We start from the raw sequence: 18837 nt of genomic DNA on the forward strand, positions 1-18837 counted from the left end.
AGAGGATGCAGGATTTAGCCGGAAACGACTTTCCTGAATCCCGAATCCCGCATTCTGGAGATTAAAATGGCTTACAGCGAAAAATTATTGGACCATTACGAAAATCCGCGCAACGTAGGTTCGTTCGGCAAGGATGACGAAGGTCTGGGTACCGGCATGGTAGGTGCGCCGGCTTGTGGTGACGTGATGAAATTACAGATCAAGGTCGGTAAAGACGGCATCATCGAAGATGCCAAATTCAAGACCTATGGTTGCGGTTCGGCGATTGCATCCAGTTCTTTAGTGACCGAGTGGGTCAAGGGCAAGACCGTCGATCAGGCGTTGCAAATCAAAAACACCCAGATCGCCGAAGAGCTGGCCCTGCCGCCGGTGAAAATTCATTGCTCGATTCTGGCTGAAGATGCGATCAAGGCTGCAGTTGCTGATTACAAGTCCAAACACGGCGAAAATGTTGAAACGTCGGCCTGCACGGGCAGTTGTTAAGCGGAGAAAAAAATGGGCGTAACGCTTACTGAAGCAGCGGCAAAACATGTGAAAAACTTTATTGCCAAACGGGGTCGTGGCATAGGCTTGCGCATCGGGGTTCGCACCAGCGGCTGTTCCGGTATGGCTTATAAACTTGAATTCGCCGACGTCCTTGAGGCAGATGATTTGCCGTTCGACAGTTTCGGTGTAACGGTTCTGGTCGATCCTAAAAGCTTGCCGTATATCGACGGGATGGAGCTTGATTACACCCGTGAAGGATTGAACGAAGGATTCAAGTTCAATAACCCGAACGTTAAAGACGCGTGCGGTTGCGGCGAGAGTTTTCAGGTTTGACAGGGAATTTTGACGCAGCAAAAAATCACTTCGAGTTGTTCGGACTTGGCGAGCAATTTGAGCTCGATACCGCGCAACTTGAACTCACTTATCGTGCTTTGCAGGCGAAGTTTCATCCGGACAAATCAGTCCGCTTGACAGATTCCGAACAGCGCCTGGCAATGCAGCGCTCCACAAGGGTTAACGAAGCCTATCAGACGCTGAAAAGTTCGATACGACGCGCGCGCTATCTATTAGGGCTTAAGGGCGTCGACACGCAGGAAGAAACCAATACGGCCATGCCGGTTGAGTTTCTGATGGCGCAGATGGAATGGCGCGAAGCGGTTGTGGATGCTGAAAAATCGCGTGATATTGCCGCCCTCGATACGCTCGATGCGCGCATGAAAATTGAAACACGTGAACTTGAAGCCGAGCTTCGCGATAAAATAGACATTCAACATGACTATCCGTTTGCTGCCGGCCTCGTGCGCAAGCTGCGTTTCATGGAAAAACTCGCGGAAGAAATTCATTCCGCTTATGACGAACTAGATAACTAAAGCTGGTGAGTTGCGAGTGGTTAGTCGCGAGTTGCTAAAAACGATAAACCACTTAAGACTCACTACTGACTACTCCACATGGCTTTACTACAAATTTCAGAACCCGGGTTGAGCAGTGCACCTCATCAGCACAGGCTTGCGGTGGGTATCGATCTGGGTACCACCAATTCGCTGGTCGCAACGGTGCGTAACGGCATCAGCGTGGTGCTGAACGACGAGCATGGTCGTGCGATGCTGCCCTCTGTGGTGCGTTATGGGTCTGATGGCGGTGTCGTTGCAGGTGAAGCGGCGCAACTTGCTCAGAGCGAGGATCCGGTCAATACGATCGTGTCGGTGAAGCGTTTTATGGGACGCGGCTTGACGGATGTGGGGGATACCAGTCGTCTGCCTTACCGTTTTGTGGAAGCCGGTGAGCCTGGCGGCATGGTGCAACTGCGTACGGTGGCGGGCGTGAAGAGTCCAGTCGAAGTGTCAGCCGAAATCCTCAAAGTTTTGCGTCTGCGCGCGGAAGCCTCTCTCGGTGGTGAGTTGGTGGGAGCGGTGATTACCGTACCGGCCTATTTTGACGATGCGCAGCGGCAGGCGACCAAGGATGCTGCAAAACTCGCAGGAATCAACGTGCTGCGTCTGCTCAATGAGCCCACCGCGGCGGCGATTGCCTACGGTCTGGATAATGCCTCGGAAGGCGTGTATGCGGTATACGATTTGGGCGGCGGCACCTTCGATATTTCCATCTTGCGACTGTCGCGCGGGGTGTTCGAGGTGCTGGCGGCCAATGGGGATTCGGCGCTCGGGGGGGATGATTTCGATCAGCGCATTCATTGCTGGCTGCTGGAAAAAAATCAGCTCTCCGCGCTCAATCCTCGCGATACGCGATTGTTGTTGACGCTGGCGCGTACCGCCAAGGAGCAACTCACCGAATATCCGGAGGCACGCATCACGGCGGTGCTCTCAAGTGGGGAGTTGATCGACAATGTGTTGACGCAGGCAGAATTTCAATCACTGTCGCAAAATTTGATTCAGCGCACCTTGCAACCGCTGCGCCGTGCGCTGCGCGATGCAAAACTCTCCGTGTCCGATGTAAAGGGCGTGGTGATGGTGGGGGGGGCGACGCGCATGCCTCAGGTGCAGCAGGCCGTTGGTGATTTTTTCGGTCAGACACCGCTGACGAATCTGGATCCGGATAAGGTTGTGGCGCTGGGTGCTGCGATACAGGCCAATTTACTGGCGGGTAACCGTACTGGCGATGACTGGCTGTTGCTCGATGTGATCCCGCTGTCGTTGGGTTTGGAGACCATGGGCGGGCTGGCTGAAAAGGTGATTCCGCGCAACAGCACCCTCCCCACGGCGCGTGCGCAGGAGTTCACCACCTATAAGGACGGTCAGACGGCGATGAGTCTGCATGTCGTGCAGGGTGAAAGGGAGCTGGTGAGTGATTGCCGCTCGCTCGCTAAGTTTGAGTTACGAGGCATTCCTGCCATGGTTGCCGGTGCCGCCCGTATTCGCGTGACGTTTCAGGTCGATGCGGACGGTTTGCTTAACGTGGCGGCACGCGAGATGGCAAGCGGCATTGAGGCTGCGATCGTCGTCAAGCCGTCCTATGGGCTGTCGGATGCTGAGATTACCCGCATGTTGCAAGAGTCCACACAACATGCCGTCGATGATATGCAGGCGCGTGCACAACGCGAGCAGCAGACCGAAGCGAATCAGCTATGCGAGGCGGTGCAAAATGCGCTGGCGCAGGATGGCGATTTACTGGATCTTGTTCAGCGTGCGCATATCGAAGCCAAAATTGCGGGTGTGCGTGACGCGCTGCAAACGGGTGGTCAGCCGTTGATCAAGCGCGCCATCACGGCCTTGAACGATGCGACGGTCAGTTTTGCTCAGGCTCGGATGGATAAGAGCGTGACTCGTGCGCTGGCCGGTAAAAATATTTCAGATCTGGGTACAAAATAATGACGCAAATCATCGTATTGCCGCATGAAGAATTGTGCCCGCGTGGCGCATTAATCAATGTTGCAGCAGGCATTTCCATTTGTGATGCGCTGCTGCAGAACGGTGTCGACATCGAGCACGCCTGCGAGAAATCCTGTGCATGCACCACCTGCCATGTGATCATCCGTGAGGGATTGAATTCCCTTAATCCGGCTGATGAACTTGAAGACGACATGCTGGACAAGGCATGGGGGCTGGAGCCGAATTCGCGCCTGTCTTGTCAGGCGCTGGTGAGCGATGCCGACCTAGTGGTTGAAATACCGAAATATACGATCAATATGGTGAAGGAGGGTTAGCATGAAATGGATAGACGTGCGCGACATCGCCATTGCACTGGCTGAAAAATATCCCGATACCGATCCGCGCACTGTGCGCTTTGTCGATCTACACAACTGGGTCGTTGATCTTGCGGGTTTTGCCGATGATCACGGTCACGGTGGTGAAAAAGTGCTCGAAGCGATACAGGCGACCTGGATAGACGAGGCTGAATAAGATGGTTAATTTATGGCGGCGTATTTCGAATAGTTGGCTGTATCTGGCAGGCTTCTTGTATGCCAGCGGTTTGATGGGCTTCGGTTTTTATCTGCAATACGTCAAACATCAGGATCCCTGTCCGTTGTGCATGGTGCAGCGCGTGATTTTCATCGGTATTCTGGCGCTGTATCTGATTGCGGCAACCCACGGCCCGAAACGTGCGGGCGCACGCATTTACGCCGCGCTGATTACGCTGTTCTCAGCATCCGGTATTGCAGTCGCTGCGCGCCATATCTGGATACAGCATCTGCCAGCCGATCAGGTTCCCGCTTGCGGACCGGGACTCGACTACATGCTGGAAACCATGCCGATGGCCAACGTCTTGAAAGAGCTGATGCACGGCTCCGGCGAATGCGCAGCACGCGGATGGACATTCCTCACGCTGGGCATTCCGGAGTGGTCACTGCTGTGTTACTTTGCGCTGGGCACATGGGCAGTGCTGATCGCATTGAAGAGCAAATAACCCGCACAGGACTTTCGGTTCAGTGCGCCGGTATTGACCAGTTGTAACCTTGCACGATGCCGCGCGGGTCATATTTGATTTGCAATGATTTGAGCTCGGTGCCGGATAGATTTGAGAGCGTCCCCGACGCGAAGTAATAGGTCCATTCTTCTAATCGTGCACCATCCGTTTCAACTCTGACCCCCGTGCTGCTCGGTGCGCCGAGCCAGCTGCGTACCTCTGCCTGTGAGGTCGTGCCGCGTACGACCTTGTTTGAAAAAGCCTGGAGGTCGAAATTATTGCCGACATGGAAGGCGGTTGCACTGCACGCGGCGAGCAGCAGCGAGAGGCAGATGAAAAGGGTTCGCAAAGTGGCTTTCATGGTGGTCCTCTGTGTGATTCGATTAAACCCGCTCAGAATACGCCGTTTTTGTCATCGTGTTTAGTGCCAGTGTTCGTTCACGACGGGCGGGGCGTAGGATGTTGCTGGATACGCATGAAAAAATCGTTGATTGCCGTACAATATGTGGCATGAACATCAAAACTTTCCCAGACAGTCCTTATCGTTTGCATCAGCCGTTTGAGCCGGCAGGCGATCAGCCGACCGCCATCGAACAACTGGTCGAAGGGATCAACGACGGTCTGGCATTTCAGACGCTGCTGGGGGTCACGGGTTCGGGCAAGACCTATACCATGGCGAACGTGATCGCGCGTTGCGGGCGTCCTGCGATGGTGATGGCGCCGAATAAGACGCTGGCCGCACAACTGTATTCCGAGCTGCGCGATTTCTTCCCCGAAAATGCGGTGGAATATTTCGTTTCCTATTACGATTATTACCAGCCTGAGGCCTATGTGCCGTCGCGCGATGTGTTCATCGAAAAGGATTCGGCGATCAACGAGCAGATCGAGCAAATGCGGCTGTCGGCGACTAAGGCGCTGCTCGAACGCGAGGACTGCATCATCGTCGCGACGGTATCGGCGATCTACGGTATTGGCGATCCGGTTGATTACCACGGCATGATTCTGCATCTGCGCAACAACGAAAAGATGCACCAGCGCGAGGTGATCAAACGCCTGATCGAGATGCAGTACGAGCGCAATGACGTCGATTTTACGCGCGGTCGGTTTCGCGTCAGGGGGGATGTGATCGATGTGTTTCCGGCGGAAAGCAGCGAACAGGCGCTGCGCATCACCCTGTTCGACGACGAGGTCGAGACGCTCTCCCTGTTCGATCCTTTAACTGGCCATATCCAGCAAAAAGTGCCGCGCTATACCGTTTATCCTTCCAGCCATTACGTGACGCCGCGCGCGACCGTGTTGCAGGCGATCGAGACCATCAAGGTGGAGCTTGCCGAGCGCATTAAATATTTTGTCGGGGAAAACAAGCTTGTCGAGGCGCAGCGTATCGAACAGCGTACCCGTCACGATCTGGAGATGCTGACCGAGATTGGCTTTACCAAGGGGATTGAAAATTATTCGCGCCATCTGTCGGGTAGAAATCCTGGCGACCCGCCGCCGACCCTGCTGGACTACCTGCCGCCCAATGCGCTGATGTTTCTCGATGAAAGCCACGTGATGATTCCTCAGGTGGGTGCGATGTATAAGGGGGATCGGGCGCGCAAGGAAAATCTGGTGGTGTACGGATTCAGGCTGCCGTCCGCGATGGACAACCGCCCATTACGGTTCGATGAATTCGAGCACATCATGCGTCAGAGCGTGTTTGTCTCTGCGACTCCGTCCGTGTATGAGGCTGAACATGCGGGGCAGGTGGTCGAACAGGTGGTAAGACCGACGGGCCTAGTTGATCCTATTATTCTTGTGCGTCCTGCGATCAATCAGGTGGACGATCTGATGTCGGAAATCCGCCTGCGCATCAAAGTCGGCGAGCGCGTGCTGGTGACGACCTTAACCAAGCGCATGTCTGAGGATCTGACGGAGTATCTGTCTGAACACGGCGTTAAGGTGCGCTATCTGCATTCGGATATCGACACCGTCGAGCGCGTCGAAATCATTAGGGATTTACGGCTGGGCGAGTTCGATGTGCTGATCGGCATCAATTTGCTGCGCGAAGGACTGGATATTCCCGAGGTGTCGCTGGTGGCGATACTGGACGCGGATAAGGAGGGGTTTCTGCGCTCCGAGCGTTCACTGATTCAGACCATCGGCCGTGCGGCACGGCACCTGCACGGCACGGCGATTTTATATGCAGACAGAATCACCGATTCGATGCGGCGGGCGATGGATGAGACTGAACGTCGCCGCACCAAACAGGTCGCGCACAACTTAGAACACGGCATTACCCCGCAAGGCGTGCAAAAACGTATCAAGGACATCATTGAGGGGACGTATGAGCTGGACGATGCCCGTCTCAACCAGAAGGCAGCACAGGAACAGGCTAAGTATCTGGCGATGAGCCGTGCGCAAGTCACCAAAGAAATCAACCGGCTGGAAAAAGAGATGCTGGCGGCGGCAAAAAATCTGGAATTCGAAAAAGCCACGACTTTGCGCGACCAGTTGAAGAAATTGCGTGACAACGTGCTGCTCTCGACGCTGTAATAGGGGTATCAGGTGCGACGCGCGGAAGACTTGGATTTGGACGTTCAGAATCGAGTGTGTAAGAAATTTTTGGGTAATTAGGGGCAGGTAATTAGAGGAGGTAATTAGGGTCAGACTCGAATTAATTATTAAATCGAGTCTGACCCTATTTGTTTCTATTTGTTTAAGTCTGACCCTATTTGTTTATAAGAAGTCACTACTGTCCGGTAGATTTTAAGTTCATTTCGCTGTAGCCCTTTATTGACGTGGCTTTCAGCACGTTTTTGCATTCCGACGATTTCAAATACTATCTGGAATCGCCTTTGGTTAAAAAACCGTATCGTTTGCCCTTTAATCGGCAGACGGAGCGGCAGCATGAATCGGGGCAAAACAGTTTTCGCACAATTGCTGGACTTCGTGCCGTTCAATCATTTCGAATATCTGACCGAGCGCTTTGCCGCCAACCACGGGATCAAGCATTTCTCCGCATGGAGCCAATTCATCTGCATGGCCTATGCACAACTGACCCGGCGCGATGGCTTGCGTGATTTGGTTGCCTGTCTCAATTCTCAGAAGAGCAAGCTTTACCATATCGGTATCCGCAGCAAAGTATCCCGTTCCACACTGGCCGATGCCAACGAACGGCGCGACTGGCGGCTGTTCGAGGCACTCGGCCATCGTTTGATCTCCATAGCGCTCGAACTGTACCGGGACGAGGACATCGGCCTGGGACTCAAAGAACCGCTCTACGCCATGGACTCGACCACCATCGATCTGTGCCTGACGCTGTTCCCCTGGGCGGAATTTCGTTCAACCAAGGCCGCCGTCAAAGCGCACACCATCATTGATCTGCGCGGTTCAATCCCTGTGTTTCTGTCCATTACCACCGGCAAGGTTCACGATGTCAATCTGCTCGACGTGATCCCATTCCCCGCTGGCACCATCGTCGTCATTGATCGGGGCTACCTGCACTTCGCCAGATTGTATGCGCTACACCAGCGCCAAGTTACCTTTGTCATCCGCGCAAAGAACAATCTCCGCTTTACCTGGATTGCGTCGCGCGAAGTGGACAAAGCCACTGGATTACGCTGCGATCAAACCATACTGCTGGCGACACCCAAATCAAAAACCGCTTACCCGGAACGCCTGCGCCGGGTTTCTTTCCGCGACCCGGAAACCGGCAAGCATTTGGTGTTCCTGACCAATCGCTTCGATTTGCCCGCGCTGACCATCGCCAATATCTACAAAAATCGCTGGCAAATCGAACTGTTCTTCAAGTGGCTCAAGCAAAACCTTGCCATCAAACATTTCTATGGCAATTCCCTCAATGCCGTCAAATCCCAAATCTGGATCGCAATATGCGTTTACCTGCTGGTCAGCATTGCCAAAAAACAGCTCAATCTTCCTGCCTCCCAGCAGATTTTACTGAATCTTTTTGAGGTCAATATGTTCGATAAAACCCCAATAAATCAAATGGTTGCAAATGCGATACAGAATCTTGACGAACCGGACATCAGTAAACAATTGAATCTATTCGATTTTTAACCGGACAGTAGTGATAAGAAGTGTGTCAGAGCAAGGGTACGATCATTAGGGCGACGATATTGATGATCTTGATCAGCGGATTAATCGCCGGACCTGCGGTGTCTTTATAAGGATCGCCCACGGTGTCACCCGTGACAGCGGCCTTGTGGGCTTCAGAACCTTTGCCGCCGAAGTTGCCTTCCTCGATGTATTTCTTGGCGTTATCCCATGCGCCCCCGCCAACCGTCATCGAGATGGCGACGAAGATGCCGGTGATGATGGTGCCGACCAGCACGCCGCCCAGTGCCTGCGGGCCCAGCGTCAGACCGACGACGACGGGAACGGCAACCGGCAACAGGGAGGGGACGATCATTTCACGGATGGCGGCTTTGGTGAGCATGTCGACACAGGTGCCGTATTCCGGTTTCCCGGTCCCTTCCATGATGCCGGGGATTTCCCTGAACTGGCGGCGCACTTCAACCACCACTGCACCCGCCGCACGGCCGACGGCTTCCATGCCCATGGCACCGAACAGATAGGGAATCATGCCGCCGATAAAGAGCCCGACGATGACCATGTGGTTGGATAAATCGAAGCTCGTCACGACACCGAGATGCGCTTCCAGTGCGTGGGTGTAGTCGGCGAACAGCACGAGGGCGGCCAGCCCTGCCGAGCCGATGGCATAGCCTTTGGTGACAGCTTTGGTGGTGTTACCCACGGCGTCCAGTGCATCGGTAATGACGCGCACTTCATCGGGCAGTTTGGACATTTCAGCGATGCCGCCTGCGTTATCGGTGATCGGGCCGTAGGCATCGAGCGCTACGATAATGCCGGTCATTGACAGCATCGCGGTGGCGGCAATGGCAATGCCATAGAGTCCGGCCATCGAATAGGCGCCCATGATCGCCATACAGACCACAATCACGGGGGCAGCGGTCGATTTCATTGAGACGCCTAAGCCTGCGATGATGTTGGTGCCGTGACCCGTGGTGGAGGCTGCCGCGATGTGGCGTACCGGCGCGTATTCGGTGGCGGTGTAGTATTCGGTAATCCATACCAGCGCTGCGGTGAGCAGCAGACCGATCACGGTCGAGCCATACAGTGCATCGACGCTATATACCCCGTTGTTGCCCATGATCCATTGCGTTAACGGATAGAAGGCGATCAGCGCCAGAACGGCGGAAACAGCCAGTCCGCGATACAACGCGTTCATGATCTTGCCGCCGGGTCGAGCCTTGACGAAGTAAGTTCCGACGATGGACGCGATGATGGAGAAACCGCCCAGCACCAGCGGATAAATGACTGCGTTCTCACCTGCATTGGTCATCAGCAGTCCGCCTAGCATCATGGTGGCGATGATGGTGACCGCATAAGTTTCGAACAAGTCTGCGGCCATTCCGGCACAATCGCCGACATTGTCGCCGACGTTGTCAGCGATCACCGCCGGATTGCGCGGGTCGTCCTCGGGGATGCCGGCTTCGACTTTACCTACCAGATCGGCACCGACATCGGCTCCCTTGGTGAAAATGCCGCCGCCTAATCGCGCGAAGATGGAGATGAGCGAGCCGCCAAAACCTAAGCCGATCAGCGCGTGAGTCGCATCGTTCATGGACGCGCCGGTATTGATCAAAAATGCGTAATAGCCCGCGACGCCCAGCAGGCCTAAACCGACCACCAGCATGCCGGTAATCGCGCCTCCCTTGAAGGAGACATCCAGTGCCGCGTTGAGGCTCTCCTTGGCGGCTTCTGCGGTGCGGATATTGGCGCGCACCGACACGTTCATACCGATGAAGCCGGCAGCGCCCGAGAGTAGTGCGCCGATGGCGAAGCCAATGGCAGTTTGCCAGCCTAAGGCTGCGAAGATGACGATAAACAGAATGGCGCCGACGATGGCGATGGTCAGATATTGGCGGGCCAGATAGGCGGATGCGCCTTCTTGGATGGCGGCGGCGATTTCTCGCATTCGCTCACTGCCGGTGGGTTTGGCGAGGATCCATTTGATTGAAAACACGCCATACAAGATTGCAACAACGGAGCACAACAGCGCAAAGCCTAGGCCATCTGACATGATTTTCTCCCTGAGTTGAACCGCTATAATTAACGCCACTCGGTCAGTGTTTCCTGACGCTCGCAATCATAGCAGTATCGGAGCGCAGTGCGAAACTATGTCAGCTGATTTAAGGCGGCCAGACCTGCTGCTGCGATTTGTCCGTCTTCAGATGAACGCACGCCGCTGATCCCTAAAGCGCCGACCACGATACCGTCGATCAGCAACGGCACGCCGCCCTCTGCAGGAATGACGCTGGGCAAGGCCAGATGAATCAGGCGTCCGCTCAGCACCGCATCTTCCGAGGTCTTGGTCGCGCGCCGGAAGGCAATCGCGGCATAGGCCTTGGCAATGGCCGTTTCGACACTGCCGAACTGGGTGTCGTGACTGCGTTGCAGATATAGCAGATGACCGCCGTCATCCACCACCGCGACGACGACGCGCCAGTTATTGCGCAGCGCTTCTACATCGGCCGCTGCTGCAATGCGCTTAGCGTCAGTCAGCGTCAGAACAGGCTTGGTGGACATGATCATCGTGTCAGTGCGGCGAAGATGTTGTTGCAAATGTCGTTTACGCTACCGACGCCGGCAATTTTGACTGAGACGGGGGCTGCGGTATCGCCCGTTGCCGACCAGGACTGATAATATTCCACCAGCGGTTTAGTCTGGTCGTGATACACGTTCAGGCGCTTGATGACCGTTTCCTCAACATCGTCGGGGCGCTGTACCAGTTCTTCGCCGGTGATGTCATCGCGTCCTGCGACTTTAGGCGGGTTGAAAATCGTGTGATAAGTGCGTCCGGATGCCGGATGCACGCGGCGACCGCTCATGCGCTGAATGATCTCGCTGTCGGCGACGTCGATTTCGACCACGAAGTCGATCGGGATGCCGGCGTCTTTCATCGCCTGTGCCTGCGGGATAGTGCGTGGAAAACCGTCAAACAGAAAGCCGTCTTTGCAGTCTGCATCCTTGATACGCTCTTTGACCAGATTGATGATGATGTCGTCGGAGACTAGGCCGCCCGCATCCATGATGCTTTTGGCCGCCAATCCCAGCGCAGAGCCTGCCTTGACTGCTGCGCGCAGCATGTCGCCAGTGGAGATTTGCGGGATGTTATATTTTTCCTTGATGTAGGTCGCCTGAGTGCCTTTGCCGGCTCCGGGTGCACCTAAAAGTATGACGCGCATGGTTAATCCTTTCTTGGTAAGTAGTCAGTGGGGGGTGAGTTTTACTTGCTACTCACAACTAACCGTTTTTTTAAATATTTCTATTGCTGCCTGCAAATCTTCTGCGGTGTCAACGCCAGCCGGCGGGGCGGAATCTGCGATGACCACACCGATTTTGTAGCCATGATACAGCGCCCGCAATTGTTCGAGCGATTCGTATTGTTCAACCGGAGTGGTCCAAAGCTGACCGTAATCGCGCAAAAAGCTGGCGCGATAGGCATAGATGCCGATATGTCTGAGCACGGGTAAGTCGGCCGGTAAGCCGACTCCTGCGGCAAAGGCATCGCGCGGATAGGGGATGGGCGCGCGGCTGAAATACATCGCATTGCCTTGTTTGTCGAGCACGGCCTTGACGATGTTCGGATTACGCATCGACGCTTCGTCGTGCAGGGTGTGGCAGGCGGTGGCTATCGCGCATTCCGGATGTTCGTGCAGGTGCTGCGCGACCGCGCGTATCAGTTCCGGCGGCATCAGGGGTTCATCGCCCTGCACATTGACGACGATCGTCTCGTCCGGCCAGCCCTGACGCTCGACAACTTCTGCAATGCGATCCGTGCCGCTGATATGGGTGTCGCGCGTGAGGCAGGCCTTAAAGCCATGTTCATGCACCACGTTGGCGATTGCGTGATGGTCGGTGGCGATCCAGATGTGCTGTGCGCCGCTTTTGGCTGCCTGTTCGGCGACGCGCACGATCATGGGCTTGCCCGCGATGTGGAGCAGTGGCTTGCCGGGCAGTCGGGTGGACGCATGGCGTGCCGGGATGACGACGTTAAACGCGATCATGGTAGTCTCAACTTAGAGTGCTTCGGCTTCTTCGGGCGTCAGTTTGCGTGCTTCGTCGGCCAGCATCACCGGAATGCCGTCGGCAATTTTGAATGCCAGGCGGTCTGCGCGGCAAATTAATTCCTGCTCGGCTTTGCGGTAAATCAGCGGGGATTTGCACAGCGGGCAGACCAGAATGTCGAGCAGTTTAGCGTCCATGAATGGCAATCTTTCGCAGTAGTTGGTCGGTCAGGGCTGGTTCAATCAGGGCATCGACACGCAATACCCAATATTTATCATCAGCGAATGCAGCGCATTTTACCGCATCTTTTTCAGTCAGGAGTAGTGCATCGCAATCCTGATAAATCAGTTCGCCCGATGTGTAGGGGTGATGGTCCGGAAATGCATGGGGCGTGACGGTCAGCCCCAGTGTGGCCAGATGGTCGAAGTAGCGTTGCGGGTGGCCGATGCCGGCGATTGCGTGCACGCGTAACTTCTTGAAATCGAGTGCTGTTGCCGTTTTTTCCGGATCGGTTAAATTGTAGAAAATGTCGCCCGACAATTGCATCGAATACTGGCCCGGATCGGTTTTTCCACCGTTGATTACCACGGCATCGACGGATGCCAGTCGTGAAACGGGTTCACGCAGGGGGCCTGCAGGGAGCAGATAGCTGTTGCCGAAACGGCGCACGCCGTCGATGACGACGATTTCCATATCGCGCTGCAGGCGGTAATGCTGCAGGCCATCGTCACACAGGATCACATCGCATAAAGGATGGGCTTGTATCGCCGCCTGCGCGGTGGCAACCCGGTCACGCCCCACCCAGACGGGGCAAATGTTGCGCTGTGCCATCAGCTTTGGTTCGTCGCCGACCTGTTCTGCGGTGCTCTCGGGGGTGACGGCCTGCTGCGCTTTATTTCCGCCGAAGCCGCGGCTGATGATGACAGGGTGATGGCCTGCATGTGTTAGTTGCTGTGCCAGCTTCAGGGTCAACGGGGTTTTTCCGGTGCCGCCTACGCTGATATTGCCGATGATGGCAACCGTCACAGGCAATTTAAAACTGTGCAGCAGCCGGCACCGGTACAGCGTGCGGCGCAGGGCTACTAGTGCGCCGAACAGCCAGCTTGCAGGCAGCAGGATCAGGTGTCGCCAGTTACGCTGATACCAGTGCGCCTCAATACCTGCCATGCCGGCTAGTTCGCTTCGTTCTGTGTGGCGAAGGTGATGCGGCCGTAGCCTGCCTGTCTTGCGGCTTCCATCACGTTGATGACGGCCTGATGCGGCGTCTTGGCATCAGCATTGATGACGATGACAGGATCGGTCTGCGATCCAGCCGCCGTTTTCAGTGCGGCGGCTAACGCGCTGATATCGGTGAACTTCAACGTCGCGTTGTTGATTGCATAATGAGCGCTAGCATCGATGGCGACGTTGACGGGCTGCGCTGTCTGAGCTTCTGCGCTGCCGCCCGCCTGCGGCAGATTGATCTGCAATTCGGAATATTTGGCGTAGCTGGTGGTGACCATCAAAAAGATCAGAATCACCAGCAGTACGTCTATCATCGGAATCAGATTGATTTCCGGTTCTTCACGAGTGCGTCCGCGTTGAAAATTCATCGTTTAACCTTTGCGCTGACCATGCACGATTTCGACCAGCTTGATCGCCTGCTGCTCCATCTCTATGGTCAGGCTGTCGGCCTTGGCACGGAAATGACGGTAAAAAATCATGCTGGGGATCGCGACGATCAGGCCGAAGGCGGTGTTGTACAGCGCGACAGAAATACCGTGCGCCAGAATCGCCGGACTGTTGCCGGCCGCCGTTTGGGCACCGAAAATTTCGATCATGCCCACTACGGTGCCGAACAATCCCAGTAAGGGGCTGATCGATGCGATGGTGCCGAGCGTGGTGAGAAAATGTTCCAGATCGTGCGAGGTTGCGCGTCCTGCTTCCTCGATCGACTCTTTCATGATTTCAGGCGTGCTCTTGATGTTCTTGAGGCCGGCGGCAAAAATGCACCCCAGAGGCGAGTGTTTGGCAAGTTTAGCCAGCATGCCTTCGCTGACACCGCGCTGCTTGAGTTCCTTGACCACTTCATCGAGTAATCCCGACGGCGCAATGCGACTGCTGCGCAGATAAATGAGTCGCTCGGTGATTAAACCGGTGGCAATGATGGACGCAAAAATCAAAAACCAGATCGGCCAGCCAGCCGCTTCTACGATTGCAAACACGGGTATTCTCCAAATGTGCTTAAATTGTCAAATGTACGCCGTTTCAAACTACGGGCGGCGGATTTTTCAAGGATTGATAACGCGTAACTGTAGCGTGTCGCGACCGGTTGAGCAAGACATCTCAAGCAGTTGTTAATAAGATTGCGCTAATCCCACGTTATCAAAGCATATTTTAGTTTACCCACAATATCTGTGGATAACTCTGTGGATAAAGCCGCGTGCTTATGCTTTAAAGCGGTGAGCCGTAAGGGTTTTTCTTATGCTGCCTGTTTTTTGACAAGATAGATTATCTTTTATAATCAATGTGTTGGTGTAAGTGTTGCGGTTTTGTTGCGGAGGAATGCTCGCTATGCGCCGTGTTCTCTGGGTTTGTGAATAATTCTGGATTGTCAATATGTCTGAATACATTTTTTTAGATACAAAACCGCGCGTGCTGCAGGTTTCTGAACTCACCCGTGCAATCAATCAGTTACTGGAAGGAAATGTGCCGGCGCTATGGGTGCGCGGCGAAATATCCAATCTGGTCAAAGCCGCTTCCGGACACTGGTATTTCGCGCTCAAGGACGAACAGGCGCAGGTGCGCTGTGTGATGTTTCGTCACAAGAATCAATCGCTGGACAGCACGATTGCGAATGGGAGTCAGGTTGAGTTGCTCGCGGTTGCCTCCCTCTACGAGGCGCGCGGTGATTTTCAGCTGACCGTCGAACAACTGCGGCCGGCAGGATTAGGCGTGTTATATGAACAGTTCGCCAGGCTTAAACAAAAACTGGAGGATGAAGGCTTATTCGATGCGACATGTAAACGCGCGTTGCCGGCGTTTCCACGGCGTGTTGGGATCATCACCTCGCCTCAGGCCGCTGCATTGCGCGATGTGTTGACGACTTTGAAGCGGCGTCTGCCGGGTGTTCCGGTTATTTTGTACCCGACGCCGGTGCAAGGGGCGGGCAGTGCGGAAAAAATTGCCGACGCCATCCAGACGGCCTGTGAACGCAATGAGTGCAGCGTGCTGATCCTGTGTCGGGGCGGCGGCAGTATCGAGGATTTATGGTCGTTCAACGAGGAAGTAGTCGCCCGTGCCATCTTTGCCAGCGCTATTCCGATTGTCAGCGGCGTCGGGCATGAGACGGATTTTACCATTGCCGATTTTGTGGCTGACGAGCGTGCACCCACACCGACCGCCGCAGCGCAGCGTGCTGTGCCCGATCGCGAGACGTTGCTCAAAGGTTTGCGGGATACGGCGCAGCATTTATTGCGTTCGCAGCGCAACCGTCTGCAAAACGCCATGCAAGCGCTCGATTATCTGCAGCGTCGCGTGGTTCATCCGGCAGAGCAATTAAAGCAAAAATCGACCGTGCTCGATCAGATGCAACAGCGTTTACAGCGTAATTTTTCGCACGGACTGCAGCAGGAACAGTGGCGCTGTAAGTCCTATACGCATCGGCTGCGCGGTGCGGGCAGCGATTTTCGCCGCATGCAGGATAAACTCGTGCATCAATCAGCGCGTCTGGTACAGGCGATGCAAACCGGGCAAAGCCGTAAACAGGTGAGACTAGCGACTGCAGGCCAGCATTTGGGGTTGCTCAATCCGGCACAGGTGCTGGCGCGGGGCTATAGTCTGGTGCAGCATAGTGACGGGCGTCTGGTCTGTGCTGCCGAGCAGCTGGCGACGGGCGATACATTGCGTATCACCTTTGCATCCGGCTGGGCGACAACTGAAGTGACTGAGCGGGGCGTCTGAACCTGTACCGGTCGAATTGATGGATAATTCGCGACTGAATCGAAAAACCGCTGTTGAGGAGTGCATATGAAACTGAGCCTGTGGCCAACGCCTTTTTACTATAAATTCGAAGAAGATTTAGAGGCTTTCGACAGCGAGCCTTGTCTGATCATTGCTACTGACGGGCAGGAGTATTTTGGCGACCTGATGCGTTTTGCGCCTGAAGAGGGCGTATTTAAGATTCAACCTTTTAACGGGGGAATTTCGAGACTGAAGGAAGAGTCGGTCAATTACCTGAGGCTGTTGCATCCGGTACACCTGATTAAAATTTCCGGCCTGATCAACGAAACCCATGCTGTTTTTGGCGCGTCCGAGAAGCAGGCGTGCTCGATCGTGTTTGTCAACGATAAACGGCTGGACGGGGAAACCGTCGGATTCGCCATCGATAAAACCGGGCTTTACCTGTTTTTGGTGCATACCGATGATTCGGTGATCCGCTGCTTTATTCCGGCCGTTTCAATTAAACACTACCAGATAGGCAAGAAAATCGGTCAGATGCTGATCGAGGAAAAAATTGCCACGCACAAGGAAATCAACTCCGGTCTCGAGAAGCAGGAGCAGATGCGTCATCAGCGCCTGGGTGAGTATCTGACCAATGAGCAGATCGTCAGCTCCGAGCAACTGGTTGCCGCATTGGGGCGACAGTCGGGCACGGTGTTGAAACTGGGCGACATGCTGGTCAATGAAAACCTGATTACACATGAGGTATTGCAAGAAGCGCTCGCTAAACAGCGCACGGATAAAAAAGTTGCCTTGGGCGAAATTTTGATCAACATGGGGGTCGTGAACACGGAAGTCGTGCAGAGCATGCTGGCCAAAAAACTCGGCATTCCCTTTGTCAACGTACGGAAATTTTTTGTCGAGCCGTCGACCTTTCATCTGGTGCCGATCAATTTCGTCACTAAATATTCTATTTTGCCGCTCTATCACACGGATCACTCGCTGATCGTGGCGATGGAGAATCCCCTGCTCTGGGAGCCGCTCAATGAATTGCGCGTCATCACCCATCTGACTGTCGTGCCGGTGCTGGCGGCGCGCGAGGATATTGTTTTTGTTATCAATGAATTGCGCAACGAGAAAACCAGCCGGCAGAGGATAGACGAGCTGGCTGTCGGTATGACCTTCGATGGGGGCGGGGAGGAGTCGGGTGAGGAGTTGGTTGCTGAAACCGACAATACCCTGGTGGGACTGGTCAATAAGATGATGCTGGACGCTTACGATCAGGGGGTGTCGGATATCCACATCGAAACCTACCCCGATAAGCGCAACACGCAGGTCAGGTTTCGCCGTGACGGAGTGATCAGCAAGTATTTCGAGTTTCCGCCGGCCTTTAAAAAGGCGCTGATTTCCAGAATCAAGATCATGGCGAAACTCGATATTTCCGAGCGCCGCCGCCCGCAGGACGGCAAAATTGAACTCAAACTAAGCCAGGATCATAAAGTCGAATTTCGCGTCGCGACCGTGCCGACGGCCAACGGACTCGAAGACGTCGTCTTGCGCGTACTGACAGGGGCTAAGCCCATGCCGCTGGAACTGATTGGGCTGCCGGCCGATGTATTGGCACGCATGAAGGAGCTGGCTGTAAGGCCATACGGGCTTTTCCTGATTTGCGGGCCGACCGGGTCGGGTAAGACGACGACCCTGCATTCGGTGCTCGGGTTGATCAATTCACCTGATCGTAAGATCTGGACCGCGGAGGATCCGATTGAAATCACCCAGGAGGGGCTGCGCCAGGTTCAGATCAACGCAAATATCGGCTGGACCTTTGCCGCTGCCATGCGCAGCTTCTTGCGCGCCGATCCCGACGTCATCATGGTCGGTGAAATACGCGATATCGAGACGGCAAAAATCGCTATTCAGGCATCGCTCACCGGACATATGGTGTTTTCTACCTTGCACACCAACAGTGCGGCTGAGAGTCTGGTGAGACTGCTCGATCTGGGGATGGATCCGTTTAACTTTTCCGATGCGCTGGTAGGCATCCTGGCGCAACGCCTGACACGGCGCTACTGTCAGGAATGCCGGGAAATTTATACCGCGACCGATGAAGAAATTCAGGCGCTGGCGGAGGAATATTGCACAGGAACACCGCAGCTTCCCGAGCAAGTGATACAGAACTGGCGAAAAAACTATCTCAATACGGAAGGGAAATTTTCTCTGTACGCGGCACACGGCTGTCGCGAGTGCGAAGGTTCAGGCTACAAGGGGCGGGTGGGGCTGTACGAATTGCTGGAGGCAACGCCCCCCATTAAAAAGCTGATTCAACATCAGGGAACGGTAGAGCAAATTCAGACGGTCGCCGCCGGGCAGTGTCTGCGCACCTTAAAGCAGGCCGGTATTGAACTTGTGTTGCAAGGACAGACGAATATTTTGCAGATCCGGTCCGTGTGCAATTAGCGCCGGGTGCCAGGGTAT

General features: G+C 54.8%; 20 protein-coding genes. 11 read left to right on the plus strand and 9 right to left on the minus strand.

The features are described from left to right. The first annotated feature begins 66 nt into the window (after nt 1-66). From iscU to GALF_RS03295, 7 genes are all read left to right on the plus strand, one after another. A complete protein-coding gene (gene iscU, locus GALF_RS03265; RefSeq protein ID WP_013292628.1) occupies nt 67-483 on the plus strand; it encodes a Fe-S cluster assembly scaffold IscU in 417 nt (138 codons plus the stop codon). Nucleotides 484-495: 12 nt separating this feature from the next. Continuing rightward, nucleotides 496-819 carry an iron-sulfur cluster assembly protein IscA gene (iscA, locus tag GALF_RS03270; RefSeq protein WP_013292629.1) on the plus strand — a complete coding sequence of 108 codons (324 nt, stop codon included), beginning with the start codon at nt 496-498 and terminating at the stop codon, nt 817-819. Continuing rightward, nucleotides 816-1355: a Fe-S protein assembly co-chaperone HscB gene (hscB, locus tag GALF_RS03275; RefSeq protein WP_013292630.1), complete on the plus strand. Its 540-nt coding sequence runs from the start codon at nt 816-818 to the stop codon at nt 1353-1355. Before iscA ends, hscB begins: the two co-directional genes overlap by 4 nt. Before the next feature lie 78 nt (nt 1356-1433). After that, a complete protein-coding gene (gene hscA, locus GALF_RS03280) occupies nt 1434-3311 on the plus strand; it encodes a Fe-S protein assembly chaperone HscA (RefSeq protein ID WP_013292631.1) in 1878 nt (625 codons plus the stop codon). Continuing rightward, complete coding sequence (gene fdx, locus GALF_RS03285) at nt 3311-3646, plus strand: ISC system 2Fe-2S type ferredoxin (protein WP_013292632.1); 336 nt, start codon at nt 3311-3313, stop codon at nt 3644-3646. Before hscA ends, fdx begins: the two co-directional genes overlap by 1 nt. A gap of 1 nt (nt 3647) precedes the next feature. After that, nucleotides 3648-3842: a Fe-S cluster assembly protein IscX gene (gene iscX, locus GALF_RS03290; RefSeq protein WP_013292633.1), complete on the plus strand. Its 195-nt coding sequence runs from the start codon at nt 3648-3650 to the stop codon at nt 3840-3842. A gap of 1 nt (nt 3843) precedes the next feature. Further along, a complete protein-coding gene (locus GALF_RS03295) occupies nt 3844-4347 on the plus strand; it encodes a disulfide bond formation protein B (RefSeq protein WP_013292634.1) in 504 nt (167 codons plus the stop codon). A gap of 19 nt (nt 4348-4366) precedes the next feature. On the opposite strand, the gene GALF_RS03300 is transcribed toward GALF_RS03295, so the two are convergent. Further along, nucleotides 4367-4708 carry a hypothetical protein gene (locus GALF_RS03300; protein ID WP_013292635.1) on the minus strand — a complete coding sequence of 114 codons (342 nt, stop codon included), beginning with the start codon at nt 4706-4708 and terminating at the stop codon, nt 4367-4369. 149 nt (nt 4709-4857) lie between these two features. On the opposite strand from GALF_RS03300, the gene uvrB reads away from it, so the two are divergent. After that, on the plus strand, nt 4858-6882 hold the full coding sequence (gene uvrB / locus GALF_RS03305; RefSeq protein WP_041938215.1) for an excinuclease ABC subunit UvrB: 2025 nt from the start codon (nt 4858-4860) through the stop codon (nt 6880-6882). Between the two features lie 354 nt (nt 6883-7236). Next, nucleotides 7237-8406, plus strand: coding sequence for an IS4 family transposase (locus tag GALF_RS03315; protein ID WP_013292311.1), 1170 nt, complete (start codon nt 7237-7239; stop codon nt 8404-8406). Nucleotides 8407-8431: 25 nt separating this feature from the next. Here the strand turns inward: GALF_RS03315 and GALF_RS03320 are convergent, their stop codons facing one another. From GALF_RS03320 to GALF_RS03355, 8 genes are all read right to left on the minus strand, one after another. After that, on the minus strand, nt 8432-10453 hold the full coding sequence (locus GALF_RS03320; protein WP_013292637.1) for a sodium-translocating pyrophosphatase: 2022 nt from the start codon (nt 10451-10453) through the stop codon (nt 8432-8434). A gap of 95 nt (nt 10454-10548) precedes the next feature. Then, nucleotides 10549-10959 (minus strand): GlcG/HbpS family heme-binding protein, encoded by a 411-nt coding sequence (locus tag GALF_RS03325; RefSeq protein ID WP_041938216.1) that lies wholly within the window; start codon nt 10957-10959, stop codon nt 10549-10551. Nucleotides 10960-10961: 2 nt separating this feature from the next. Beyond that, complete coding sequence (gene adk / locus GALF_RS03330) at nt 10962-11618, minus strand: adenylate kinase (RefSeq protein WP_013292639.1); 657 nt, start codon at nt 11616-11618, stop codon at nt 10962-10964. 48 nt (nt 11619-11666) lie between these two features. After that, entirely contained in the window at nt 11667-12440 is a 774-nt protein-coding gene (kdsB, locus tag GALF_RS03335; protein ID WP_013292640.1) for a 3-deoxy-manno-octulosonate cytidylyltransferase, read from the minus strand. Nucleotides 12441-12452: 12 nt separating this feature from the next. Next, a complete protein-coding gene (locus GALF_RS03340) occupies nt 12453-12638 on the minus strand; it encodes a Trm112 family protein (protein ID WP_013292641.1) in 186 nt (61 codons plus the stop codon). Continuing rightward, nucleotides 12628-13608 (minus strand): tetraacyldisaccharide 4'-kinase, encoded by a 981-nt coding sequence (gene lpxK / locus GALF_RS03345; protein WP_013292642.1) that lies wholly within the window; start codon nt 13606-13608, stop codon nt 12628-12630. Before lpxK ends, GALF_RS03340 begins: the two co-directional genes overlap by 11 nt. Nucleotides 13609-13613: 5 nt before the next feature. Next, nucleotides 13614-14033 carry an ExbD/TolR family protein gene (locus GALF_RS03350; protein ID WP_013292643.1) on the minus strand — a complete coding sequence of 140 codons (420 nt, stop codon included), beginning with the start codon at nt 14031-14033 and terminating at the stop codon, nt 13614-13616. A gap of 3 nt (nt 14034-14036) precedes the next feature. Then, complete coding sequence (locus GALF_RS03355; protein WP_013292644.1) at nt 14037-14645, minus strand: MotA/TolQ/ExbB proton channel family protein; 609 nt, start codon at nt 14643-14645, stop codon at nt 14037-14039. A gap of 394 nt (nt 14646-15039) precedes the next feature. Between GALF_RS03355 and xseA the strand changes: the two genes are divergently transcribed. Continuing rightward, entirely contained in the window at nt 15040-16383 is a 1344-nt protein-coding gene (gene xseA, locus GALF_RS03360) for an exodeoxyribonuclease VII large subunit (protein WP_013292645.1), read from the plus strand. A 66-nt stretch (nt 16384-16449) separates the two neighbouring features. Beyond that, the gene (locus tag GALF_RS03365) at nt 16450-18819 is read left to right on the plus strand and encodes a GspE/PulE family protein (protein ID WP_013292646.1); all 2370 of its coding nucleotides are present in this window, start codon (nt 16450-16452) and stop codon (nt 18817-18819) included. Nucleotides 18820-18837 lie beyond the last annotated feature (18 nt).

Source organism: Gallionella capsiferriformans ES-2 (genome assembly GCF_000145255.1).
Lineage (GTDB): Bacteria > Pseudomonadota > Gammaproteobacteria > Burkholderiales > Gallionellaceae > Gallionella > Gallionella capsiferriformans.

What these genes read in the sequence shown, in the direction of transcription:
- GALF_RS03350 (WP_013292643.1), bottom strand. Translation starts at nt 14,033, where the DNA reads ATGAATTTTCAACGCGGACGCACTCGTGAAGAACCGGAAATCAATCTG.
- hscA (WP_013292631.1), top strand. Translation starts at nt 1,434, where the DNA reads ATGGCTTTACTACAAATTTCAGAACCCGGGTTGAGCAGTGCACCTCAT.
- GALF_RS03315 (WP_013292311.1), top strand. Translation starts at nt 7,237, where the DNA reads ATGAATCGGGGCAAAACAGTTTTCGCACAATTGCTGGACTTCGTGCCG.
- kdsB (WP_013292640.1), bottom strand. Translation starts at nt 12,440, where the DNA reads ATGATCGCGTTTAACGTCGTCATCCCGGCACGCCATGCGTCCACCCGA.
- GALF_RS03325 (WP_041938216.1), bottom strand. Translation starts at nt 10,959, where the DNA reads ATGTCCACCAAGCCTGTTCTGACGCTGACTGACGCTAAGCGCATTGCA.
- fdx (WP_013292632.1), top strand. Translation starts at nt 3,311, where the DNA reads ATGACGCAAATCATCGTATTGCCGCATGAAGAATTGTGCCCGCGTGGC.
- xseA (WP_013292645.1), top strand. Translation starts at nt 15,040, where the DNA reads ATGTCTGAATACATTTTTTTAGATACAAAACCGCGCGTGCTGCAGGTT.
- GALF_RS03320 (WP_013292637.1), bottom strand. Translation starts at nt 10,453, where the DNA reads ATGTCAGATGGCCTAGGCTTTGCGCTGTTGTGCTCCGTTGTTGCAATC.
- lpxK (WP_013292642.1), bottom strand. Translation starts at nt 13,608, where the DNA reads ATGGCAGGTATTGAGGCGCACTGGTATCAGCGTAACTGGCGACACCTG.
- GALF_RS03295 (WP_013292634.1), top strand. Translation starts at nt 3,844, where the DNA reads ATGGTTAATTTATGGCGGCGTATTTCGAATAGTTGGCTGTATCTGGCA.
- iscA (WP_013292629.1), top strand. Translation starts at nt 496, where the DNA reads ATGGGCGTAACGCTTACTGAAGCAGCGGCAAAACATGTGAAAAACTTT.
- uvrB (WP_041938215.1), top strand. Translation starts at nt 4,858, where the DNA reads ATGAACATCAAAACTTTCCCAGACAGTCCTTATCGTTTGCATCAGCCG.
- iscU (WP_013292628.1), top strand. Translation starts at nt 67, where the DNA reads ATGGCTTACAGCGAAAAATTATTGGACCATTACGAAAATCCGCGCAAC.
- iscX (WP_013292633.1), top strand. Translation starts at nt 3,648, where the DNA reads ATGAAATGGATAGACGTGCGCGACATCGCCATTGCACTGGCTGAAAAA.
- GALF_RS03340 (WP_013292641.1), bottom strand. Translation starts at nt 12,638, where the DNA reads ATGGACGCTAAACTGCTCGACATTCTGGTCTGCCCGCTGTGCAAATCC.
- adk (WP_013292639.1), bottom strand. Translation starts at nt 11,618, where the DNA reads ATGCGCGTCATACTTTTAGGTGCACCCGGAGCCGGCAAAGGCACTCAG.
- GALF_RS03300 (WP_013292635.1), bottom strand. Translation starts at nt 4,708, where the DNA reads ATGAAAGCCACTTTGCGAACCCTTTTCATCTGCCTCTCGCTGCTGCTC.
- GALF_RS03365 (WP_013292646.1), top strand. Translation starts at nt 16,450, where the DNA reads ATGAAACTGAGCCTGTGGCCAACGCCTTTTTACTATAAATTCGAAGAA.